The sequence below is a fragment of the Neptuniibacter sp. QD48_11 genome (assembly GCF_047778095.1).
Classification (GTDB): domain Bacteria; phylum Pseudomonadota; class Gammaproteobacteria; order Pseudomonadales; family Balneatricaceae; genus Neptuniibacter.
This window is the reverse complement of the sequence record NZ_CP180551.1, coordinates 977,986-998,890: the sequence shown is the minus strand read 5'-3', so window position 1 is coordinate 998,890 and position 20,905 is coordinate 977,986. Positions and strand designations below refer to the sequence as shown.

Annotated in this window: 21 protein-coding genes; 10 read left to right on the top strand and 11 right to left on the bottom strand. The window is 45.2% G+C overall.

Annotation, left to right across the window (positions count from 1 at the left end):
* Positions 1-6 precede the first annotated feature (6 nt).
* Positions 7-1,887 carry an MOSC N-terminal beta barrel domain-containing protein gene (locus ACMXYU_RS04440; RefSeq protein ID WP_415900391.1) on the top strand — a complete coding sequence of 627 codons (1,881 nt, stop codon included), beginning with the start codon at positions 7-9 and terminating at the stop codon, positions 1,885-1,887.
* Positions 1,888-1,968: 81 nt separating this feature from the next.
* On the opposite strand, the gene ACMXYU_RS04435 is transcribed toward ACMXYU_RS04440, so the two are convergent.
* Positions 1,969-2,373, bottom strand: a complete 405-nt coding sequence (locus ACMXYU_RS04435; protein WP_415883819.1) for a phasin family protein — start codon at positions 2,371-2,373, stop codon at positions 1,969-1,971.
* 111 nt (positions 2,374-2,484) lie between these two features.
* Positions 2,485-2,937 (bottom strand): YaiI/YqxD family protein, encoded by a 453-nt coding sequence (locus ACMXYU_RS04430; protein WP_415900390.1) that lies wholly within the window; start codon positions 2,935-2,937, stop codon positions 2,485-2,487.
* A 296-nt stretch (positions 2,938-3,233) separates the two neighbouring features.
* Here ACMXYU_RS04430 and ACMXYU_RS04425 point away from each other — a divergent pair, with 296 nt between their 5' ends.
* The 3 genes from ACMXYU_RS04425 (at position 3,234) to ACMXYU_RS04415 (ending at position 5,732) form a co-directional block, all read left to right on the top strand.
* Positions 3,234-4,391, top strand: a complete 1,158-nt coding sequence (locus tag ACMXYU_RS04425; protein ID WP_415900389.1) for a methyl-accepting chemotaxis protein — start codon at positions 3,234-3,236, stop codon at positions 4,389-4,391.
* Positions 4,388-5,149, top strand: coding sequence for a hypothetical protein (locus ACMXYU_RS04420; RefSeq protein WP_415900388.1), 762 nt, complete (start codon positions 4,388-4,390; stop codon positions 5,147-5,149). The genes ACMXYU_RS04425 and ACMXYU_RS04420 overlap by 4 nt, the downstream gene beginning before the upstream one ends.
* Before the next feature lie 79 nt (positions 5,150-5,228).
* A complete protein-coding gene (locus ACMXYU_RS04415) occupies positions 5,229-5,732 on the top strand; it encodes a TIGR02281 family clan AA aspartic protease (protein ID WP_415900387.1) in 504 nt (167 codons plus the stop codon).
* A gap of 41 nt (positions 5,733-5,773) precedes the next feature.
* On the opposite strand, the gene ACMXYU_RS04410 is transcribed toward ACMXYU_RS04415, so the two are convergent.
* The 3 genes from ACMXYU_RS04410 to ACMXYU_RS04400 are packed head-to-tail and all read right to left on the bottom strand — an operon-like array spanning position 5,774 to position 9,624.
* Complete coding sequence (locus ACMXYU_RS04410) at positions 5,774-7,936, bottom strand: tRNA(Met) cytidine acetyltransferase TmcA (RefSeq protein WP_415900386.1); 2,163 nt, start codon at positions 7,934-7,936, stop codon at positions 5,774-5,776.
* A gap of 43 nt (positions 7,937-7,979) precedes the next feature.
* On the bottom strand, positions 7,980-8,216 hold the full coding sequence (locus tag ACMXYU_RS04405) for a TfoX/Sxy family DNA transformation protein (RefSeq protein WP_415900385.1): 237 nt from the start codon (positions 8,214-8,216) through the stop codon (positions 7,980-7,982).
* Between the two features lie 13 nt (positions 8,217-8,229).
* Positions 8,230-9,624: a GGDEF domain-containing protein gene (locus tag ACMXYU_RS04400; RefSeq protein ID WP_415900384.1), complete on the bottom strand. Its 1,395-nt coding sequence runs from the start codon at positions 9,622-9,624 to the stop codon at positions 8,230-8,232.
* 171 nt (positions 9,625-9,795) lie between these two features.
* Between ACMXYU_RS04400 and ACMXYU_RS04395 the strand changes: the two genes are divergently transcribed.
* The 4 genes from ACMXYU_RS04395 (at position 9,796) to ACMXYU_RS04380 (ending at position 13,434) form a co-directional block, all read left to right on the top strand.
* Positions 9,796-10,272, top strand: a complete 477-nt coding sequence (locus tag ACMXYU_RS04395) for an NYN domain-containing protein (RefSeq protein WP_415891422.1) — start codon at positions 9,796-9,798, stop codon at positions 10,270-10,272.
* Between the two features lie 247 nt (positions 10,273-10,519).
* On the top strand, positions 10,520-11,749 hold the full coding sequence (locus ACMXYU_RS04390; protein WP_415900383.1) for an acetylornithine transaminase: 1,230 nt from the start codon (positions 10,520-10,522) through the stop codon (positions 11,747-11,749).
* Between the two features lie 87 nt (positions 11,750-11,836).
* Entirely contained in the window at positions 11,837-12,946 is a 1,110-nt protein-coding gene (locus ACMXYU_RS04385) for a sterol desaturase family protein (protein ID WP_415900382.1), read from the top strand.
* 26 nt (positions 12,947-12,972) lie between these two features.
* Positions 12,973-13,434 carry a hypothetical protein gene (locus ACMXYU_RS04380; protein WP_415900381.1) on the top strand — a complete coding sequence of 154 codons (462 nt, stop codon included), beginning with the start codon at positions 12,973-12,975 and terminating at the stop codon, positions 13,432-13,434.
* A 50-nt stretch (positions 13,435-13,484) separates the two neighbouring features.
* On the opposite strand, the gene leuA is transcribed toward ACMXYU_RS04380, so the two are convergent.
* Positions 13,485-15,146, bottom strand: a complete 1,662-nt coding sequence (gene leuA, locus ACMXYU_RS04375) for a 2-isopropylmalate synthase (RefSeq protein WP_415900380.1) — start codon at positions 15,144-15,146, stop codon at positions 13,485-13,487.
* Positions 15,147-15,497: 351 nt separating this feature from the next.
* Here leuA and ACMXYU_RS04370 point away from each other — a divergent pair, with 351 nt between their 5' ends.
* Positions 15,498-15,986, top strand: coding sequence for an Lrp/AsnC family transcriptional regulator (locus tag ACMXYU_RS04370; RefSeq protein ID WP_415887299.1), 489 nt, complete (start codon positions 15,498-15,500; stop codon positions 15,984-15,986).
* A gap of 202 nt (positions 15,987-16,188) precedes the next feature.
* Positions 16,189-17,574 (top strand): anti-phage deoxyguanosine triphosphatase, encoded by a 1,386-nt coding sequence (locus tag ACMXYU_RS04365; RefSeq protein WP_415900379.1) that lies wholly within the window; start codon positions 16,189-16,191, stop codon positions 17,572-17,574.
* A gap of 115 nt (positions 17,575-17,689) precedes the next feature.
* Here the strand turns inward: ACMXYU_RS04365 and ACMXYU_RS04360 are convergent, their stop codons facing one another.
* The 5 genes from ACMXYU_RS04360 to ACMXYU_RS04340 all read right to left on the bottom strand — a co-directional run bounded on the left by ACMXYU_RS04360 (position 17,690) and on the right by ACMXYU_RS04340 (position 20,897).
* Positions 17,690-18,061, bottom strand: a complete 372-nt coding sequence (locus ACMXYU_RS04360; RefSeq protein WP_415900377.1) for a helix-turn-helix domain-containing protein — start codon at positions 18,059-18,061, stop codon at positions 17,690-17,692.
* Positions 18,061-18,363 carry a type II toxin-antitoxin system HigB family toxin gene (locus ACMXYU_RS04355; protein ID WP_415900376.1) on the bottom strand — a complete coding sequence of 101 codons (303 nt, stop codon included), beginning with the start codon at positions 18,361-18,363 and terminating at the stop codon, positions 18,061-18,063. Before ACMXYU_RS04355 ends, ACMXYU_RS04360 begins: the two co-directional genes overlap by 1 nt.
* A gap of 565 nt (positions 18,364-18,928) precedes the next feature.
* Complete coding sequence (locus ACMXYU_RS04350) at positions 18,929-19,231, bottom strand: DUF3817 domain-containing protein (protein WP_415900375.1); 303 nt, start codon at positions 19,229-19,231, stop codon at positions 18,929-18,931.
* A 57-nt stretch (positions 19,232-19,288) separates the two neighbouring features.
* Positions 19,289-19,702: a group II truncated hemoglobin gene (locus tag ACMXYU_RS04345; RefSeq protein ID WP_415900374.1), complete on the bottom strand. Its 414-nt coding sequence runs from the start codon at positions 19,700-19,702 to the stop codon at positions 19,289-19,291.
* A gap of 247 nt (positions 19,703-19,949) precedes the next feature.
* Positions 19,950-20,897, bottom strand: a complete 948-nt coding sequence (locus ACMXYU_RS04340; RefSeq protein ID WP_415900373.1) for an NAD-dependent epimerase/dehydratase family protein — start codon at positions 20,895-20,897, stop codon at positions 19,950-19,952.
* Positions 20,898-20,905 lie beyond the last annotated feature (8 nt).

Here is a 20,905-nt window from a genome sequence, read left to right as displayed (position 1 = left end):
GACGACGTGTCAGATATTCAACTCAGTGGTATTAATACTTTCCCCATTAAATCATTAGGCGGCATTAGTTTATCGGATGCTTTTGTAACGGAGAGCGGACTGTCTTTTGACCGACGCTTTATGTTGAGCGATCCGGAAGGCGAATTATTATCTGCTCGCCAAGCACCTTCAATGCTGCTTTTCGAAACGGTTTTACGTGAAGATGGTGTAGAAGTGATTGCACCTGATGGCGAACACTTAAGCTTGCGCTATCCTGACTTTTTCCAAAACTACCGCCAGGTACGTGTTTGGGGAACCGAGATCAACGCTCAACATTGTGGCGAATGGCTAGATGAATGGTTCAGCGAAAAACTAGGCCGTGAATGCCAGCTACTCTATTTTGGCGAGCAATCAGAGCGCGTAACCTCTCGCAGACCCGATAAGCCCGTCGCGTTTGCCGATGGATATCCTCTACTTGTGATATCCGAAGCGTCCCTAGCTGATCTTAATAGCCGCGCCTCAACACAAGTGAATATGGATCACTTCCGAACCAACCTAGTAGTTAAAGGGTGCGAAGCTTTCGCCGAGGATAGCTGGAAGCGCATCCGTATTGGTGAAGTAGAGTTTGAGATCGTTAAAGATTGCTCTCGTTGTGTTCTGACCACTATCGATCCAAAAACCGGACAACCCGTACCTGCGGGTGAGCCAATTAAAACCTTGGCGAACTACCGTAAAGGTGAGGATAACGAAGTATATTTTGGCCAAAACCTTGTGCCTCTTAACGAAGGCCAGATTAAGCAAGGTGATCCGGTTGAGGTATTAGAGGTTAAACAGCCTGCTCAATACCCCGATAATGCGCCGGTTATCAGAGATACGAACGACAGCAAGACTCAAAAAATGTGGGCCTCGACTCAACAAGTCGATTTAGAATGCATCCGCCGCATTGATGAAACACGTGATGTTGTGACCTTCCGTTTTGCAGTACCGCAAGACCTATCAACAGACTATATCGCGGGTCAGTTTCTAACCTTAATGTTGCCAATCAACGGTGAGACCGTCACCCGCTGTTATACAGTATCTTCTTCACCTTCTCGCAGCACTGATATCGCAATCACGGTTAAGCGCGTTACCGATGGCATCGCCTCCAATTGGCTGCATGATAATTTACAGGTTGGGGATAAATTACCTGCCCTCGCTCCGCAAGGTGAGTTCCACGAAGGCAATACAGGTAACAAACCTCTATTGTTGTTATCTGCCGGTAGCGGTATCACCCCTATGCTTTCGATTGCGCGCGAGCTGACCGATCGAAATAGCCAACGGGATATGGTGTTTTACCACCAAGCCAGAACCGAAGCAGATCTAATCTGTGAAGACGAGCTCCTTTGGCTAGAGCGTCAAAATCCTAACCTAAAGATCATCTTCAGCTTGAGCCAACCAGATGATGATTGGCAAGGCATTAAAGGCCGTATTAGCCGCCAACAGCTCATTGAGCTAATTCCAGATCTGCCAGAACGTACTGTGATGTGTTGTGGCCCTGAGGGCTTTATGGATCATGCTAAAACTTACTGCCGCCAACTAGGTCTAGCGGAGCAACAGTGGTTTGAAGAGAGCTTTGGAGCACCTCCAGGTGTTGACCCAGAAGCAGAAAAACACAGTGTTCAATTAACTTTTGGTGAGGTTTCATTTGCCGGTGATAGCCAAACGACATTGCTAGAGCAAGCTGAAGATCAAGGAATCATGATTCCTTCCGGCTGTCGTGCGGGTGTATGTGGTGCGTGTAAAGTGACCTTATTGTCTGGTCATGCACATCGCCAATCGGAAATTCCGCTATCTGAAGATGAGAAAGCACGAGGCGTGGTTCTAGCGTGTAGCTGTACACCCGAAACGGATGTCGTAATTGAGGTTTAATTTAAAACACTAAATCGCAGACACAAAAAAGCCGATGCCCTTCTCTACATCGGCTTTTTATTATTCAGTATGAAACTGAAATTAAGCTACTTTAAGATCAGCAACTTTTTTAGCAGTTTCTTCAGCCATTTCAGTCGCTTTTTTAGCAGACTCTTCAACTGTAGCAACGTAAGCATCTTTAGCAACAGTCATAGCTGCAACGCTTTTCTCTGCAGTTTCAGCAGTTTTAGCTTCAACAGACTTGTAGAACTGAACCTGTAGGTCTAGAGCAGCTTTAGGGTCTTTGCACTCGCATAGAGTTTTGAACTGTTCAACAGAAGCGTTAGCTAGTTCTTCAACGTATGCTTTCTGAAGAGCAACCAAAGTTTCAACAGTCTTAGTGTTAACGTCTACTAGAGACTGAACTGGTTTGAATAGCTCAGCGATTTCGTTAGATAGTAGTTCAGGCTTCATGAAATCAGCGAAAGGGTTGTTAGCAGCGTACATAATTTTGTCTCCAAAAGTTTCCGTTGCTGCGGTGCAGCAATCCATTTACAGCAAAGATAAATCTTGTACGTTTTTTAGTCAAGAACTTTTTTTGTGCGGCGCACAAAAAAATTACTTCTTCAGATTTTTTGCTAAAAAACGGTCCAGAGAATTCGCAAACGCTTGGCGATCTGCCTGACTAAAAGCAGACGGGCCGCCAGTCTCTACACCCGAGCTTCTTAGGGTTTCCATAAAATCACGCATAGATAACCGCTGACGAATATTTTCTGGAGTATAGAGTTCGCCACGAGGATTTATTGCCACACCCTTGTTATCAATCACTTCCGAAGCCAATGGGATATCTTGCGTTACCACTAGATCACCCTCTTCCATTTTGGCCACTATATGATTGTCCGCTACATCAAAGCCCTGCGGTACTTGCACAGCATTGATGAGTGGTGAAGGCGGTGTACTTAGGAATTGATTAGCCACCAGCGTTACAGGCACCTGTTTACGTTCGGAAGCCCGAAACAAAATCTCTTTAATAACCTTTGGACAGGCATCGGCATCAACCCAAATGTGCATAAACCCTCTCTTTTCTTTTAGCATAAAGCCCAATTATGACAGTTATTCTACATCGCAATGGCAGCTTAAGCCGATAGTAATTAATGCTCTTTCAAATAATTTCAATTGAGCCAGCTACGCTCCAGAATAAGGCCTTCGCACTATCGCGGTGCACAAAGCGGTATTAAATCCGTGCGTTCTTAAACTAGCTATCTCCCTCAAGCGCAACAATATCGCGCATTCGGGTACCCCTGTTAAACATCTGGCTTAAGTTTTGCTAAATCTCCAGATAATAGATTTTTATGGGGAGCACTAAGATGCTGCTACTAACATTTGGCTACAGCGTTTTGAGCCGCAGTTCGTTACTCACTTCAGGTATTTTACTGTTGTTGGGTTGGTTGCTGACAATCGCCACATTAGTAACCGGCTATATAGAAGCACTTTGGTTATTAATCCCACTTAGCTACTTCCAGCTAAGCTATATTCTGTTGAGCCAACGTCGTTGGCATAACCTCTCTCTAGTAATCGAAGCATTCTCGCAAAAGCAGATGCAATTCCGGACACGACATACCAGTTCTGACAAACCGCTTAGAGACGCTGCACAAAACCTCTATGGCTTCGCCCGTGACTATGAAGAGCTGAACACCCTAACTGATCAGCTATGTAACGAGATGAAGTTTTCTACCCATGAGTTAGAGAACTTAGCTAAGCACACGGCTCATGCCGCATCAGAACAGCAAAATCAGCTTCTAACGGTTGCCAGTGCATCAGAAGAGATGAGTCAAACCGTCCAACTGATTAGAGATCATGTACATAACACTCAAAACAGTGCCGAAGACTCGCAGACCTTATGCAATAAAGGGACTCAGCAAGCCTCTGATTTGAGCCATGCGATTAGCGGTGTTCGTAATCAGTTTACTGATACCTGCACCAAGATCTCTCAGCTATCTGAAGAAGCGGAAGCGATCCAATCTTTCGTGAGTACAATCGAAGAAGTTGCAGCTCAAACCAACTTGTTGGCACTAAATGCTGCAATTGAGGCTGCACGAGCAGGAGAAGCCGGACGAGGCTTCGCCGTTGTCGCAGATGAAGTACGCCAGTTAGCCGGTAATACCGAAAAGGCTACAGGCGATATCACCTTGTTGGTGAACTCAATGCTTACACGTGTGAATGAAGTCACAGAAAGTATGAACCGCAGTGAACAGGAGTTACAAACCGGCTCACAAACCTGTGAAGAGATGCACAATCTACTTCAGCAGATAGAGTCTGGCAGCGAGCGCAGCCTCGAACTCATTCAGGAAGTTAACTTTTCCATCGACGAGCACGCCTCTGCCAGTAACGAGTTAAGTGAAAAGCTTACCGATATAGGCAACATTCTTCAGCATCACAGTGAACAAGCGCATTCCCTGACAGAACTTACCGGCTATCTAGAAGCCCTTGCGCTTAAAGCGTCCACTAAGGAGGTGACATCATGATCGAGATTAGCCTTGTACTGTTTCTTTTTGTTCTGATTGGTTTAGCCAGTTGGTTTAAACGAAACAAATTGCGCAAGAAACGTCGCGAGAAGACGCTGCGCGGAATTGAACAGCTGAGCGCGCTTTTGAATCTCATCCAGAGCCTACAGCGCCACCGCGGCATCTGTGCAAATTTAGATAGCACAAACCAAGCACAACAGCGACAGCTAAGTAATGAGATCAACTCACTATGGCGGCCGCTGCTGGATAAAGATTATGGCGGTAATGTTAAGCGCGTTAATCTGCAATTTACCAAGTGGAAGCAGATCGAAGCAGAGCCAACAGGTAGTTTTATGGAACACTGTGAACTGATCGAAAAGCTGCTCCACGAGCTAACCGTAATCGCAGATATCTGTTCTCTCACTGCGAGTAATAATGACCATAACGGCGAGGAGCTATGGCAAAACCTACTTCTTCGCCCTCACTTTGCTGAATCCCTTGCGCGCTTGCGTGGTTTAGGAAATAAAGCTGCCAATCTTGGTCACTGCCCTGCTGCTGTGAGAGTTCAATTACAGTATCTCTTGGTAAATATGCGTGAAAATGAGCTTTGTGATCCTGCGGTTCGTGACATAGACCGAATGGTCACCCAAGAGATCCTTGAACCCGAAGTAATTAAGATCGAGCCTCGGGTTTACTTTAGTCGCCTAACCCAAGCGATTGATCAACAGATCCAGTTAACTCGCGACCATCTACAGCAATTGAGTAAATGTACAGCTTAAGGATTGAATGAATCGAGGTTCTATTCTGTAAGCGAGTTCCTTACAATAAATTAATATCGATTAATTATTGTGGGGCTGGATGGAATCTCAACACACACCAAAACGTATTGGCCAAGGGATGTGGGCCGTCGCATGGGTCCTGTTTTTAGGAATGCTTTGGCTGTTCTTTGAAGAGCAGGTTAACGACAAATACAATCCCAACCGTAATCTCGTCACCAGCGGCAGTAACGAAGTGGTGCTGCAGCAAAACAGAGCGGGGCACTACGTTGCACCGGGAGAGATCAACGGCCAACCGGTTATCTTTCTCTTAGATACCGGCGCGACCAATATCAGCGTGCCGCAAGAAGTGGCCGACCGCATTGGTCTTAGGCCTGGGTTAAAGCGTCAGGTAGATACCGCTAATGGCGTGATTGATGTGTATAACACTGAACTGAATACCGTCTCCCTTGGTGGGATTAGCATGCAGAACGTTCGTGGGCATATTAATCCACACATGGATGGCGAAACGGTACTTCTAGGTATGAGCTTTATGAAATACCTTGAGATCATTCAGAAAGGAAACACGCTCACACTTAGGCGCTAAACCGTGCCTAAGTTCGTTATGAGGGTTTCAAAAGAGATTAGCTAAGAAACTTTCTCTAACAACAACGCCGTAATCGACTTAAGCTGGCGCATCATCTGTTTACGCCCCTGCCCTTTGACTTCCAGCTGATCCCAGCTTTTTTGCTGAAGATTGCGCTCAATCAGCAGCATGAATTCTTCATTTTCGAGCAACATTTCCAGCTGCTTATCTTCCACCTGATCCAAAAACTGTAAAAGCAGCTTGTGGATAGCAAAAGCACAGCCTTCGTAATTGCGGTTATGCACAGCAAATGCGATTAGATCAGATTGATCGTGGGCGGTTAGTTCTGGAAGATACCCCCCATGCTGCAACAAACGGCATACCACAGGCAGGTCGAGATCAACCAAGTCATCACTCAAGCGATAATTGAGCTGTTCAATAAAGCGCTGTCTAAGTTGTTTTTCTAAGGTCTGCCCCTGCTCAGTTAGCGGCGATAAAACTAATGCTGCATGGCAGCCGCTAACACTGTCACGAGTAGAGCCCATACGTACGGTCTCAAAACCACAGTGCTGCCAAAAGCTAATAAGCTCTGCACTGGCTGCAAAGCTGGCACCTAGGTAATCCCAACCTACAGACTTCGCACTGTCAGTAACAGTAAATAACAGCGCTCTGCCTAAGCCTTTATGCTGTAGGGCAGGATGAATCGCTATACGCATAATCCGACCCGCCTTGAGCAAAGCGGCGTCCTTTGCACCTTCTTGCCCAACCAGTGTTTGGGGTAAAAGATGACCTCGAGGACGACGTTTACCCGACCAGATATCATCGACCAACTCTTCCGGCAGAGGGCCTTCCTCCGCGACCAGCGCAGCGCCAGCAACCTGACCACCGACCTTCATTAGCCAGATATGCAGGTTTGGACTATCTAAAAGCACCCGCAAATCACCAGGTGATGTACGATAGTGAGCCAACACTAACAAACCAAACAACTGAGTTAAGGTCTGATAATCTTCTGCAAGTTGATCACGATCTAACTTCTCTATCTGACAGTCGGCAATAGACTGACAACTGTGTTTTAGATCGTCAGCCGAAGCAGGCTCGGCATTGAGTAACAGCAGATTAAAGGTCAGCTGTTCCAGAGGATCATTGCTGGCCCAACGGATCGGCTGATTAAGATGAAGCGATTTTGCATTGGGTGCATGCTTTTCCAGTACTTGTTTAAAGCGAACCGCAAAGCCCTGCCCTGTGCCTTCGTAACCATGAATAGTTGATGCAAAGGCAATACGAGGGAAACGTTGCAGTAACTTACTTAATACAGGTACCGGAATCGCTGCCGCTTCATCCACCAACAGTATTTGCCCTTCGCCTTGTTCTTGCAACGCTTGCTCTGGCGTCACGTAACGGATGCAATGATCTGAATGGCAAAGCTTACCCAGTTGATAGTCATAATCAGGCAGTAATTGATGAGCCATACTGAAAACTTCATCTACGGATGACTGTTCAGGTGCGGTTACTAAGATATCTTGGAAATCTAGGCCTGATAGCTGTGCAGCAGCGATACCTAAAGCAACCGATTTGCCACGCCCTCTGTCTGCAGTAATCACTGCAGGACGTCTACCCCGACGAAACTGAGATAGGATCAACTCAACCGCTTGTTGCTGATCCTTGGTTTTACTCGGCAACACCACATTATCATCTGGCTGATCAGCCAATGCTGCGGAGCTTGGCAACTCGGCTTCTACACCTGCGAGCGCTTGCCCTTCTCGATACACCAGCGTGTAGGCATCATCTTCTAAAATCATCGCTAGACGCGAGATAAATCGACGACCAGCATCGGAAGAGCAATAAGGGTGAGCGACTAAGCTTTGATGTTCTGGATCGTCAAACTCGGCCCAATGATCTAGATCGGGACAGAGTAAAACCAGCACTCCACCGCCGCTTAACGTACCGGAGATCTGTCCAAAGGCGTTAGGATTAAAACCGGACCAACCATCAAAGATCACTGCCGAGAGCGACTGGCCTAATAACTGATGACATTGAGTGGCGCGCACAGACTGAGCTTTAACCGGCGCATGCTCACTGACCCATAGCCATTCGGTTTCGCCATTTAGCTCTCTTGCTTGCTCGTAACACCACTCTTGAGTACCGCTCACCACCAGTAATCGACGATGCTGTTGTGCCTGTGCATCGTTAAGCAATCGAGAGTACAAGGTTGTTAGAGCAGTCATCAATCAATCCTTTTCAGCTAGGTGGATCTATTAACAATGAGCTTTACGAGTCTTTTAGAAGTTCACGAAGTTCAGCTTTTCGTTCAGGCGAGAGATCACGGCAATCAATACCTTCTAAGGCACCCACCAGCGCCCACAACAGATTGATACTGACCTTACCGCCACGCATAGACTTAATCATCTTATACGTAGCTATTGGGCCGACTTGTTCTAGATCAGCTAAGGAGTAGATTTCGATCTCAGCCAGCCATCGACGACTGACCGGCCCAATATTCCGCATCAGGCCAATCGACCTATACGTTATAGGTTAAAGGCGGCTCTTTAACGCCATCCACAAACGCATGGAACTGGTTACCACCTTTAGCTTCAGCTTCTTGAAGTTGTTGAGTAGACAACTCTAAAAGGTATTCAGGGGTAAGCAAACGTGAAGGCTGCATAGTCGCCACACCGATACTTAAGGTAACGACTCGATCAATCGGCGATGCTTGATGAGGGATGCCGTGATCATAAATTGTGTTACAGCAACGTTCTGCTAATTGAATCACCATCTCATTAGTGGAAGGCAGAATAAAGGCGAATAAATGATCATCAATACGCGCAATCATATCACCCGGACGACCAACAGAATTTTTGAGTACACTAGAAACCTCTTGTAGCATCTCTTGTGCAGCCTCAATACCATATTCGTCACTGAACTCTTTAAAGCTATCAATCTTCAACAGCATCATGGTGAGTGGCGAGAACTCACGTACAGCACGTCGACACTCAACATCCAAAGCTTCATTGAAATGCAGTTTGTTGACCAAACCTGTTAATGGATCAGACCAACTAGTTTCTGCCATCTGTTCAGTCAAATTCGCTTGTTCAGTACGCAACGTTTTAACATGACGACTCACGCGTTTCAGATAGGAAGCCACCAAGAAAGAAAGCAGTAAACCAGTCATCAAAAACAGGGCTGGGGTAAAACTCATACCTGCAGCAATGCGCTCTTCTGTGGCAGTAATATCTAAATTCCATTTTTGATCTAGTAACTGAACAGAGCTAGAAAGCATCGCATCTAGAGCAAGTGAAGTGTGATCGTGCGCTAGGATCACCTGCTTGTTCGCATCTGTCAGCGTAAATTGAACATCACCTAATACCTCTTGAAGTTGGCTTTGTTCCAGTACGGAGTTAAGCGAGATAATACCAGCCAGTTGGGCGTTGCCAGCTTGAGCTGAAACCAATGCGAAGGTTTCTTGATCTAAAGTCAGTGTCTTAACCTGCTCTGAGGACAGGCTACTTAATGTCTCAGAAACTTCAGAACGGTTAAAAATAGAATCGGTAGAAGAGTCAGCTATACGAAGCGAGATATCACCATTTTCGATAGCCATCCCTTTCAAAGAGGTATGGCGACTAAACAAGCTATTTATGATTTGTTGCAGTCGTGCTTGATCGGCCGTCTGATCTAACTGGTAAACGGCCTGTAAGGTTTCTAGAGAGTAAGTATTCTGAGTTAATGATTGCTGGAACGATGCTGTTCCTTGTGTCATTTCAACCTGAAACTGTTGAATAGCCGCATCACGCTCCTGCTTGAACATAAATAGAAAAATCAGCAGTGAAAATAGCGCACCGCAGATCGCAAAAACAATCGATAGATCGATCTTTTTTCTATTCGTTTGTTGAGGGCTAGCAGCGTCTGAAGCAGACATTAAAAAACTCCGAATAATCAACCAGTAACAATCAGTAAAACCTTTTTTACTAACTCTTGCAACGATAGTGCAGACTCGGGCTTTTTTCCAGCTTTTCCGCGGCTTGCAGCAGCATATCTAAACACGAGTCTGATATAGTGCTCTTTCTTGAATCAGAACAAAGGCTCTATTGTGTCTCGCATTGCTATTTTTGTAGACGTACAGAACATCTATTACACCACCCGCCAGGCGTTCGGCTGCCCGTTTAACTACCGTAAATTCTGGCAAGAGATCAGCAAACAGGGAGAGATTGTTCACGCCTACGCTTATGCGATTGAACGCAAAGATGACGGCCAGAAGAAGTTTCAGGATGCCCTGCGTCATATTGGCTTTGATGTAAAACTAAAACCTTATATCCAACGTAAAGACGGCTCGGCCAAAGGCGATTGGGATGTAGGCATTACAATCGATGTGATGGATACCGCACCTGATGTGGATAAAGTGATTTTACTTTCAGGCGATGGCGACTTTGATCTCCTACTCGCACACATCAAAAAACGTTATGGCGTCACTACCGAGGTTTATGGTGTAGAAGCACTTACCGCTAAATCCTTGATCAATTCAGCGGATCAATATCACTCGATCCTGCCGAATCTATTGGTCTGCTAGAATCCATTCAAGCTAGCCCTCTTGACCACAACCTAAAGTGGCTGACATACTCAGCCACTATGAAAACCACACCTAACACACAGACTCTTACGACAACTACGTTGCGACGCCGCGTATCGATTGCCTGTGCCTCTTTGGGTGTTGGATCTCGACGACGCAAATAACTCTTAAGCGTTCCAAATTCCCGAAAAGCCGCAGGTAACCCCTGCGGCTTTTTTTTGCTCTAAATTCTCTCAAGGATATAAAAATGACCTATTTCACTGGGGTAGCTCCCTCACAATTAAGCGATCAAGACACGCCCGTTAACAACCCGCTGACCGATAAAGACTTTGTAATGCCGATCGCGCCAAGACCAGAACTCTGCTTTACCCAAGGTAAAGGACATTACCTGTTTGATCAGAACGGCAAACAATATCTGGATATGGTGCAAGGCTGGGCGGTGAATACCCTCGGTCACAGCCCCAATCTAATCCAGCAAGCACTAATAGAACAATCACAACAACTGATTAACCCAGGCCCTGGCTTTTTTAATCAACCGATGATTGAGCTGGCCAAGACCCTTTGTGCTAACTCAAATTTCGATCAGGTCTTCTTTGCCAATAGCGGTGCAGAAGCCAATGAAGGTGCAATCAAGCTAGCAAGAAAATGGGGGCAGGTTCACAAACAAGATGCTTTTAAGATCATCACCTTTGAACAAAGCTTTCATGGTAGAACCTTAGCGACTATGTCCGCCACCGGTAAAGCGACCTTTGCGCCATTGTTCGAACCGAAAGTCAGCGGTTTTAGCAAAGCCCCTTACAACGATTTAGCCGCAACCGAAGCGATAATCGATCAACATACAGTCGCGATCATGCTAGAGCTGGTTCAAGGTGAAGCAGGCGTAATCCCTGCTGATAGCAATTTTATCAAAGGCTTAGAAGCCCTGTGTAAAAAGCACAATCTGTTACTGATCATCGATGAAGTACAAACCGGCATCGGTAGAACCGGTAACCTCTTCGCCTACCAAGGTTTAGATATCCAACCGGACATCATGACCTTAGGTAAAGGCTTAGGCGGTGGCGTACCGATTTCAGCGTTGCTCACCAAAGCCGAACACAGTTGCTTTGAATACGGCGATCAGGGCGGCACTTATAACGGCAACCCGTTAATGTGTTCTGTCTCGCAAGCGGTTGTGAATAAAGTACTGGAACAAGGCTTTCTCGCTAATGTTGAACAGATGGGTCAGCTACTCAGCCAAAAACTCGCTGAGCTTTCTCAGCAATACTCACTAGGCTCGGTAAGAGGTAAAGGTCTTTTGATCGCCTTAGATACCGCTGAGCTATCGGCACCTCAGCTTGTGGATAAGGCAAGAGAGCTTGGTCTACTACTGAATGCCCCGAATGAACGCACCCTGAGGTTTATGCCCGCACTGAATCTATCTAAAAAGGAGATTAATGAGTGCTGTGCTATTTTGGCTAAAACAATAGAGTCTCTCTAAATGCTTATGTTGCAGGGCAAGATGTGAATAACGCTTGCCTTGTATATAATCCCTGCACTTTAAATTGGATTACCGTAAGGACAACGGATGTTACTTAAACGCTTAGAAGGCGGCGAACTTCGTTTTGGCGAAGGCCGTATCAGTGGCTATATCGCCGTTACGCTTGCCCTACTCTCACTACTCGGCGTCTGCGCCTTTCACTTCCCTGAGTATCTTACAACGCCTGAGCTACGCGCCGCTTATGACGCCAACGTTCTGCGCACAGTGATGTTTGTATCGCTGATTATCTCAGGTAGTTTGGGTCTGCTTAACTTTGTACGAAATACCAATAAACGCGCAGGGCTTCTGGCTTGGGCGTTAATTGTGATTGCGATCGCGTTGGGCGGTCATCGAGTAGAAGTGGGTGATATCCCAACCGATACACCTTATATAGGTTTGGACTGGTTTATTCTCGATCTATTAGGCTCCACCCTGATCTTTATTTTTATCGAAAAGATCATCCCCCATCGTAAACAAGCGATTCTGCGCCCAGAATGGCAAACCGATCTACACCACTTTTTTGTAAACCATCTCATCGTTGGTTTTGTGTTACTGGTAGCAAACCAGTTTGTATCGGGTGCATTTGGTTGGGCAGTAGAGCGCGGATCACAAGAACTGATTCAAGGTATTAACTGGTATGTGCAACTGTTTTTAGTGCTGTTAGTCGCTGATCTGGTTCAATATGCACTGCACCGTGTTTACCACGAAGTGCCTTTCTTCTGGCGCTTCCACGCAATCCACCATAGTGCAAAGACTATGGATTGGTTGGCAGGTTCTCGCCAACATATTGGTGAACTGATTGCGACCCGCTGCTTTGTCTTAGCACCGATCTTTGTGCTGGGTTTCGATAAAAGCGTATTGGATGCCTACATCATTATTGTTGGCTTCCAAGCGGTACTCAATCACACCAATGCCCAAATCAACTTTGGCTGGTTGAAGTACATTATCGTGACACCACAGTTTCACCACTGGCACCACTCATCGGATAAAGCGGCGATTGATCGAAACTATGCAGCACACTTTGCCTTTATCGATTATCTCTTCGGAACAGCTATAAAAGGCCAAAAAGAGTGGCCGCAGGATTACGGAGTGGTTGGCGACTATGTGCCTGAGGGCTGGCTAAAGCAGCAGGTATTCCCACTAACTAATAAGAAGTAAAAAGAAATTTTTATACGATAAGCACTATGTTTAAGCTCGAAAATAAAAGCACAAAAGCATGCTTAACTTTAGCAATAATCGGGTATCAGTTTCCTGACGATCCGCAGGATGATTGGTGCAACCTAAAGGCTATTGTTGAGCATGAAGATCAGCAAGCTGAACTAGTAGACCCTGCCATTGAAACAACCGAGCTTATCGAACTGCTGGACTGGTTTACTTGTTTGTCTGAGGGGAGATTACCTAGCTATTCCCACTTAAACTTCATTGAGCCATGCATTAGCTTTGAGTTTTTAGCTGTTAAAAATGGAGAAGTGAAAATAGCCGTTAAACTAGCTTACGAGTTATATCCCAATTTCGACTCGGATGAGTTCCTGAGTAGTGAGAATGTATGGGTGATGGTTTTCGAGCTAGATTCGACGGCTTTTCAAAATACTATCGAAGGCATAAAAAATACGCTTGAGAAGTATCCGGTACGAGGCCAGGATTAAGGAAGATTACAGCTACAGATTAGGCCTGCAGCTGCAAATTCTTTTCAGTTTTAAGCCGCACTCACCGCGTTCTGTTCAGCAATTCGGCTAAAGGCGATTAGTGCTGCCTGCAGAGCTGCAGCAGATGTATCTTCCTTAGTTGCGACACCTTGCGCACTGACACCGTTCACTGTCATAGCAATTGCTGCTTGCGCTTGCGCTGCTGTGCCGGTCGCGATGGCATGTTCATCAAACTGAGTGATCTCGATGGAGCATGCATATTGCTTCTCAAGCGCATCACTTAGCGCTTCTAGTGCACCGGTACCTTGACCGTTAAATACGGTGTTACCAACGCTAAATTTAGCTTCAACTTGTTGGTTGTCAGTGTGCAGATCGTAACGATCAAGCTGCCATTGCTCTGGTACGGCAACAAAGTGCTGTTGATAAAGTTGGTGAATCACTTCAGGAGAGATCTCAATACCCTTTTGCTCAGCAGCAGACTGAACCACTTTACTTAGCGGGATATGCATCCATTTTGGTAGCTGGATACCGTAATCGCGTTCCAATACCAAGGCTACACCGCCCTTACCGCTTTGGCTGTTGATACGCACAACCGCTTCATATTCACGGTTAATATCGCGTGGATCGATTGGCAAGTAAGCCACATCCCAATGCATTTGATTATGCTCTTGGTGGTAGTTAACCGATTTACGAATCGCATCCTGATGACTACCCGAAAAAGCGGTATAAACCAACTCACCCGCCCATGGATGACGAGCGGAAACAGGCAATTCGTTACAGTACTCAACTACTTCGATAATCTCTTTGATATCCGAGAAGTCCAACTCTGGATCAACGCCCTGTGAGTAAAGGTTCATACCCATGGTGATGATATCCATATTACCGGTACGCTCACCGTTACCCATCAAAGTCCCTTCGACACGATCGGCACCGGCCATAACGCCCAACTCTGCTGCCGCAACACCACAGCCACGGTCGTTATGGGTATGTAAGCTGATACGTACTTGATCTCGCTGTTTTAGGTGACGGCAGAAATACTCAACCTGATCGGCAAAAACATTGGGTGTGGACATTTCAACAGTCGCCGGTAGATTGATTACAACCGCCTGCCCTGTTTCTGGTTTCCACTCAGCGATGACGGCATCACAAACTTCAACCGCGTAATCCATCTCTGTACCGGTAAAACTTTCCGGTGAGTACTGGAACTCCCACTCGGTCGCAGGGTATTTAGCCGCATAATCTCGCACCCACTGCGCACCTTGTACCGCGATGCCTTTGATCTCGTCTTTGCTCATGTTGAACACTTGCTGGCGCTGTACAACCGAAGTGGAGTTATACACATGAACATTGGCGCGGCGCACGCCTTCAAGGGATTCAAAGGTACGCTCAATCAAACCTTCTCGTGCTTGGGTTAGCACCTGAATCGTGACGTCTTCTGGGATTCGGTTTTCTTCAATTAGCTTACGCACAAAATCAAAATCAGGCTGAGATGCAGAGGGAAAGCCGACTTCAATCTCTTTAAACCCCATTTTTACCAACAGGGTAAACATGCGGGTCTTCTGCTCTACATTCATTGGGTTGATCAGCGCTTGGTTACCATCGCGCAGATCTACGCTACACCAATCCGGTGCCTTATTGATCTCTTGATCTGGCCAAGTGCGATCAGCCAAACGGACAGTTTCAAAACGACGATATTTACGATGATCAAACATAGTGCGAATCCATTATTTTTATTCGAGCAGAAAGCCTAAACGGCAAAACCCGCTGTCAGGCGCCTTTGGGGAAGCAATGACAGCGGGAAGTTTTTCAGTAGACACTTGTGGCATCAGTTTTTGAGTTAAAGATTCGATAAACCCTCTTAGGCTGGCAGCGCTCACTCATGATGATTACCCCCTCACATACTGATTGATATGTGATTTGTTACCCCTCAACCGATGAAGAGAAGTTTATAGAGGTACATGCGCAATTACCGATCTAAAAACAACTTTATTTCGCTATTTGCGCAACAAAACAAAAGAAAATAAACTTAATACACACAATTAATTGCGAACAAACGAAAAACCATGAAATCTACTGTCAATTTAGACCGCTTCGACTTAAAAATATTGCGAGAATTACAGGAAAACGGCGACCTTTCTAATCAGGAGCTAGCCGAGCGCGTTGGCCTTACCGCCGCCCCTTGCTCTCGCCGGGTAAAACAGCTGGAAGAATCCGGCGTTATTCGTGATCGTGTGGTCCGTCTAAATGAACGCGCAATCGATCTAAACCTTATCGCCATCCTGCATATCAGCATGGACAAACATATCCCCGAACGGTTTGAAGAGTTTGAACGCACTATTCAATCCCTACCGGAAGTAATGGAGTGCTACCTGATCACCGGCCATGACGCTGACTACCAGTTAAAAGTGGCTGTGGCAGATATGGACTGTTACCACGATATATTGCTCGGCAAGATCACTCGGATTAAAGGCGTAACGGGGGTTAAGTCAGCCTTTATTATGCGTAAGGTGGTGGATAGTACGGCAATGCCTTTGGGGTATGTAAATACCTAGGACGCTACGCTAGAGGACGCCACTAGGTGGCTAGAGGAAAAGCGTTGTGGCTAAATCTAGAGAAGCTCAAATTAAGTGAAAACCCTTTGATATTGAACATCACGAAACTTACTGCTGATTTTTAGATAGAAATCAGGTTAATAACCATACTAATTATTTATCATAGCTGCTGAATAATTATGTAAAGACAGAGAGGGATAACATGTCAGGTATAACCAATCAAATGACAATCTTACAAAAACGAAGGGAACAACATAATAAACATGAAAAAGATGTACGCACAGAATACGATCGAGATGAAGCAAGAGTAATTCATTCACCAGCATTCCGCAGACTGCAGTCAAAAACGCAAGTATTAGGCCTAGGAGAAAGCGACTTTTATCGAACTCGCCTAACTCATTCTATGGAAGTGGCACAAATTGGACGCGGTATAGTCCAATTTCTATCAGCAGATTCGAACTCTAAATATCAGCAATATTTGCCTTGCGCCTCATTAATCTCTGCTATTTGCCTAGCACACGATATTGGTCACCCACCTTTTGGGCACGGTGGTGAAGTTGCCTTAAACTACTGCATGCGAGAATATGGAGGCTTTGAAGGTAACGGTCAAACATTAAGGATTCTTGGGAAACTAGATAAGTACACTGTCGGCTATGGAATAAACCCCACTCGCCGAATGCTCCTTGGCGTTCTCAAATATCCAGCGTCTTACGAAAAATGCGTCAACACACAATTCTACGAACAAAACGAAATTTGCCCCCAAGAACCATATTGGCTTTTTAAAGCAGAGTTTAATAAGCCTCCTAAGTGCTACCACAAAACAGATCAAGACATTGTCGATTTCATATTTGACGGCTTTGAAGATAAAGATGTAAAGATTTTTACCGAAATCGAACAGACAAAGTCACATGCAAAGAGCCTATATAAATCTCTTGACTGTAGCATTATGAATTTAGCAGACAACATTTCTTACAGTCTTCACGATCTAGAAGATGCTCTCTCACTTGGAATGATTAGCAAGCAAGACTGGGATGCTCATTTCCAAGAACATACTCACCTTTTCGATGATTTCATCAGCAAAGTAAAACAAATCCACGAGGAAGATAACTTTTCGTATGAACAATTGGTACAGGGTTTATTTGGAGAGAGCTCCAGACGAAAAAGATCTATTGGTGCATTAGTTAACTATATGATAACAAACACTGAAATATATGACGTAGGAAACGGATGTGAGCACTTTTTATTAACCTTAAATGTTAAGCTCTCTGATGAAGCTGAACAATTAAGAGATAAAATCTTTTCTCTAGTAAAGATTAAAGTCATTAACGATGTAAACGTCCAACAATTAGAATTTAAGGGGCAAAAGGTTATCGTCGAATTATTCCAAGCGATATCTAAAGACCCTGAACGTTTTTTACCTGAGACTACCAAAAAACGATGGAAAGCAGCTATTGAGGCAGAGCAAACAGAATCAGCTGGAAAACGTGTCATTTGTGACTACATATCAGGAATGACAGATGATTATGCAACCCGGCTATATGAAAAAATATACACACCAACGAAAGGTTCTATCTTTGAACGCTTGTAGCCTTGAGGGATAGCCCAGATTAAAGAGGCCAAAGCCCTTTAATTCTATTTATTTCAGACAAATATAAGGAAGGGGCGCAATTGCGCCCCTTCCTTATGTATTCACTTTATACAACCTAAGCCTGCTTGAGTTCGTAGTCCTGAACCAAGCTCTCGGTTGAGATGTTCAGGCCTTTATGTAGCTTTCTGATCATTGGCAGGGTTAGTTTGCGTTTGTAATTCAACACTTCCGACACTCGCCCTGATCTGCCTAAGTAAGGAATAAGGTCTTTATCTTGTAAGCCGTACTGTTCCATACGGAAACGAATAGCTTCGATAGGATTAGGCGCGGAGATTGAATGGTGCTTAGTTTCGTAATGCTCAACTAGCGTAGTTAATACATCAAGCTCATCACCTTCAGGGGTATTGAGTTCCGCATCCATCAGATCGGCGATACGCGTTAGAGTAGCTTCATAATCAGCTTCAGTTTTGATTGGCTTGATATTCATTATACTTCCTCCGCATCGACCTCATCGTACTGTTTATGGGTGCCAACGAACTTTATAAACACAATTCGATATGGGTAATTTATCGATACAATCAGCCGATAGTCATTGCCTTTGATATTAAAAACAACTCGGCTATTTTTCAGAATACTCGCATTTCTGAACTGTGCTTTGACTTCCTGTGGCGTGCTCCAGTCGGCTTTAAGCACTTCTTCGTGCCACGCTTCCAACTGACCTTTAGCATCCTGATACTTAGGGTCCGATTCCCAAAACTCCCTAAGCGTTTTCTTAGAAATTATTCGCATTGAGTGAAACTCCCTTTCACACACCTCCCATTATGGGAGGAATTGACTATCCTGTCAATTTCTACCCTTTTTGAACCAAACTAATACGAGTAAATAGGGTGTAATAGCGGAGCGTATTACACAAATCTGGAACTCTCACGGTGCAATACGCTTCGCTATTGCACCCTACAGATCTTCTACCCTGTAGTGCTCAGGTAAAACTGGCACTACTTGGTGGTCATTGCTTTATCTTTCTTCTACCAAATTCGGTGGTAGCGCCTCGCTATACCGCCGTTGTTTCCTTTTCTTGCTGTTTACTCTGCTCCAATTTCCGGAGGTAGATTTCAGCTGGGATAAAGGCGAATGGTAAGACCGATGCTAGCATCAGACCTAGCTGTTGCTTTGAGGTCCAGTAAGTAGGGTGTAATAGTGGAGCGTATTACACAAATCTGGGACCTTGACGGTGCAATACGCTTCGCTATTGCACCCTACAAATCTTCCACCCTGTAGTGCTCAAGTAAAACTGAGCACTACAGGGTGATCGTTGCTTTATCTTTCCTCTGCCAAATTCGGTGGTATCGCCTCGCTATACCGCCGTTGTTTCCTTCTCTTCCTGTTTGCTTTGCTCTAATTTTCGCAGGTAGATCTCAGCTGGAATAAAGGCGAATGGGATGACCGATGCTAGCATCAGACCTAGCTGTTGCTTTGAAGTCCAACTTTCTTTGTGTGAGATATTCAGCACCTGAATCACATAGATCATAAACAGGATACCGTGGGTCATACCGAGTGTGGATACATAATCTCGGCTGATAAAACCTAGTGTGACACTTAAGATGGCGATGTAAGAGAGGCCTTCGAGAAGGCTGACGATGCGAAGTAGTTTGATCATTAAATAAGCTCAAAAAGTGGTAAAAATTCTTCTAAAGAAAGCTTTGCTGCAGGAAGTTTATCTACGGCAGGCTTGGGTAATTCTTTCTGCGGGAACACGTAACTGCTCGATAAGATAAACCTTAAACGGTTCTTCGTAAGGTTGTTTCGCAACCGCTTTTTGCATACATAGAATCCACGCTTCACTCTCCTCGGGCCCGATAGGAAAATGGCTGTGGGCATGGGGAATACGAATAGAACCGTAGTTTTGAGAAAAGAGCTTAGGGCCACCTAACCAGCCTGATAGGAAGTAGGCAAGTTTCTTTCGTGATTCGGTAAGATCGTCTGGATGCATTTTACGAATAGTCTGCGCCTCTGGCAGTTCATCCATAAACTGATAAAAGTCATCGACCAACTGAGTTAGGCCAGCTATCTCACCTGCCATTTTGTAGGAGTTGTCGTTTACGCCGTATTCACAGCTGGGAGTATTCATCAGTAATCACTCAGGCTCTTGTCTATAATCTTGCTTGCTTAAACTGAGCGTTATTTTACCAATTTATCCTATCCAATACCTGTCGGATAATTGTGGAAGTTAGTAGTAATTTTCGATGAATCGCTCCTAAAATCAGCCCTCCCAAACTCCCCAAATTAAAAAAGGTAAGCCCACTTTAAATCTGATCTCTGCACAGTATTTAAAGTAAGACTTACCAAGCTCGCTGGAAGAAGTCTGTTCTGCCGTTTTAACCGGTTTCTTTTAAGGAGTTCTCTTTCATCGCATCAACGGTAAAGGCCATACCTGTGCCTAAGCCAACATCTGCACGTAACCCTAGTCTTGCTGAAGCGCGGCCTGGATCGCCTAATGAAGTTGCGATATCACCGGTTCTGGCAGGTTTATGTTCTATGTTCACCTCTACTCCAGCTACCATCGATAAGGTTCGTGCTAGCTGCAAAATTGAGGTGGATTGTCCGGTGCAGACATTAAACACTGATGCTTCACCTTTGGTATTTTCCATGGCAGCAATCAGGTGTTTGACCACGTCGGCTACGTAGATAAAGTCGCGGGTTTGTTTACCATCACCAAAGATCGTAATGGGAAGGTTGTTAAGAATACGATCTATAAAGATGGAAATGACCCCAGAATAAGGTGAAGAGGGATTTTGACGGGGACCGTACACATTGAAAAAACGCATCCCCACAGTGGATACCTTATGGTTTAGCCAAGCAACTCGGGCATGGTGTTCACTGCCTAGCTTGTCAGCGCCGTAAGCACTGATAGGCCGAGGAGCTGATGTTTCATCTAAAGGAATAGTAGCGTTGTCACCATAAATAGCGGCTGATGATGCGTAAACCACAGGGATTGCGTCTTTGCTGCCGCTATGTCGTGCTGCTTCGAAAACATTCACACTACCCTGCTGATTAACCTTATGCGTGCCCACCCAGTCAGAATTGGATTGCTCTACCGATGCTATTGCCGCTAAATGAAAGCAGCCATCCATCTCTGACATCGCACCTTTAACAATGGCTAGGTCGGCTACATCACCCAATACAAGCTCTACCTGATCGGGTAAATAGTCCACTGCACCTGTTGATAAGTTATCCAATACTCTGACTTGATGACCTTGTGCTAGTAAGGCATCTACCAAATGTGAACCAATAAACCCACAGCCTCCAGTGACCAGATATTTCATAGTATTTC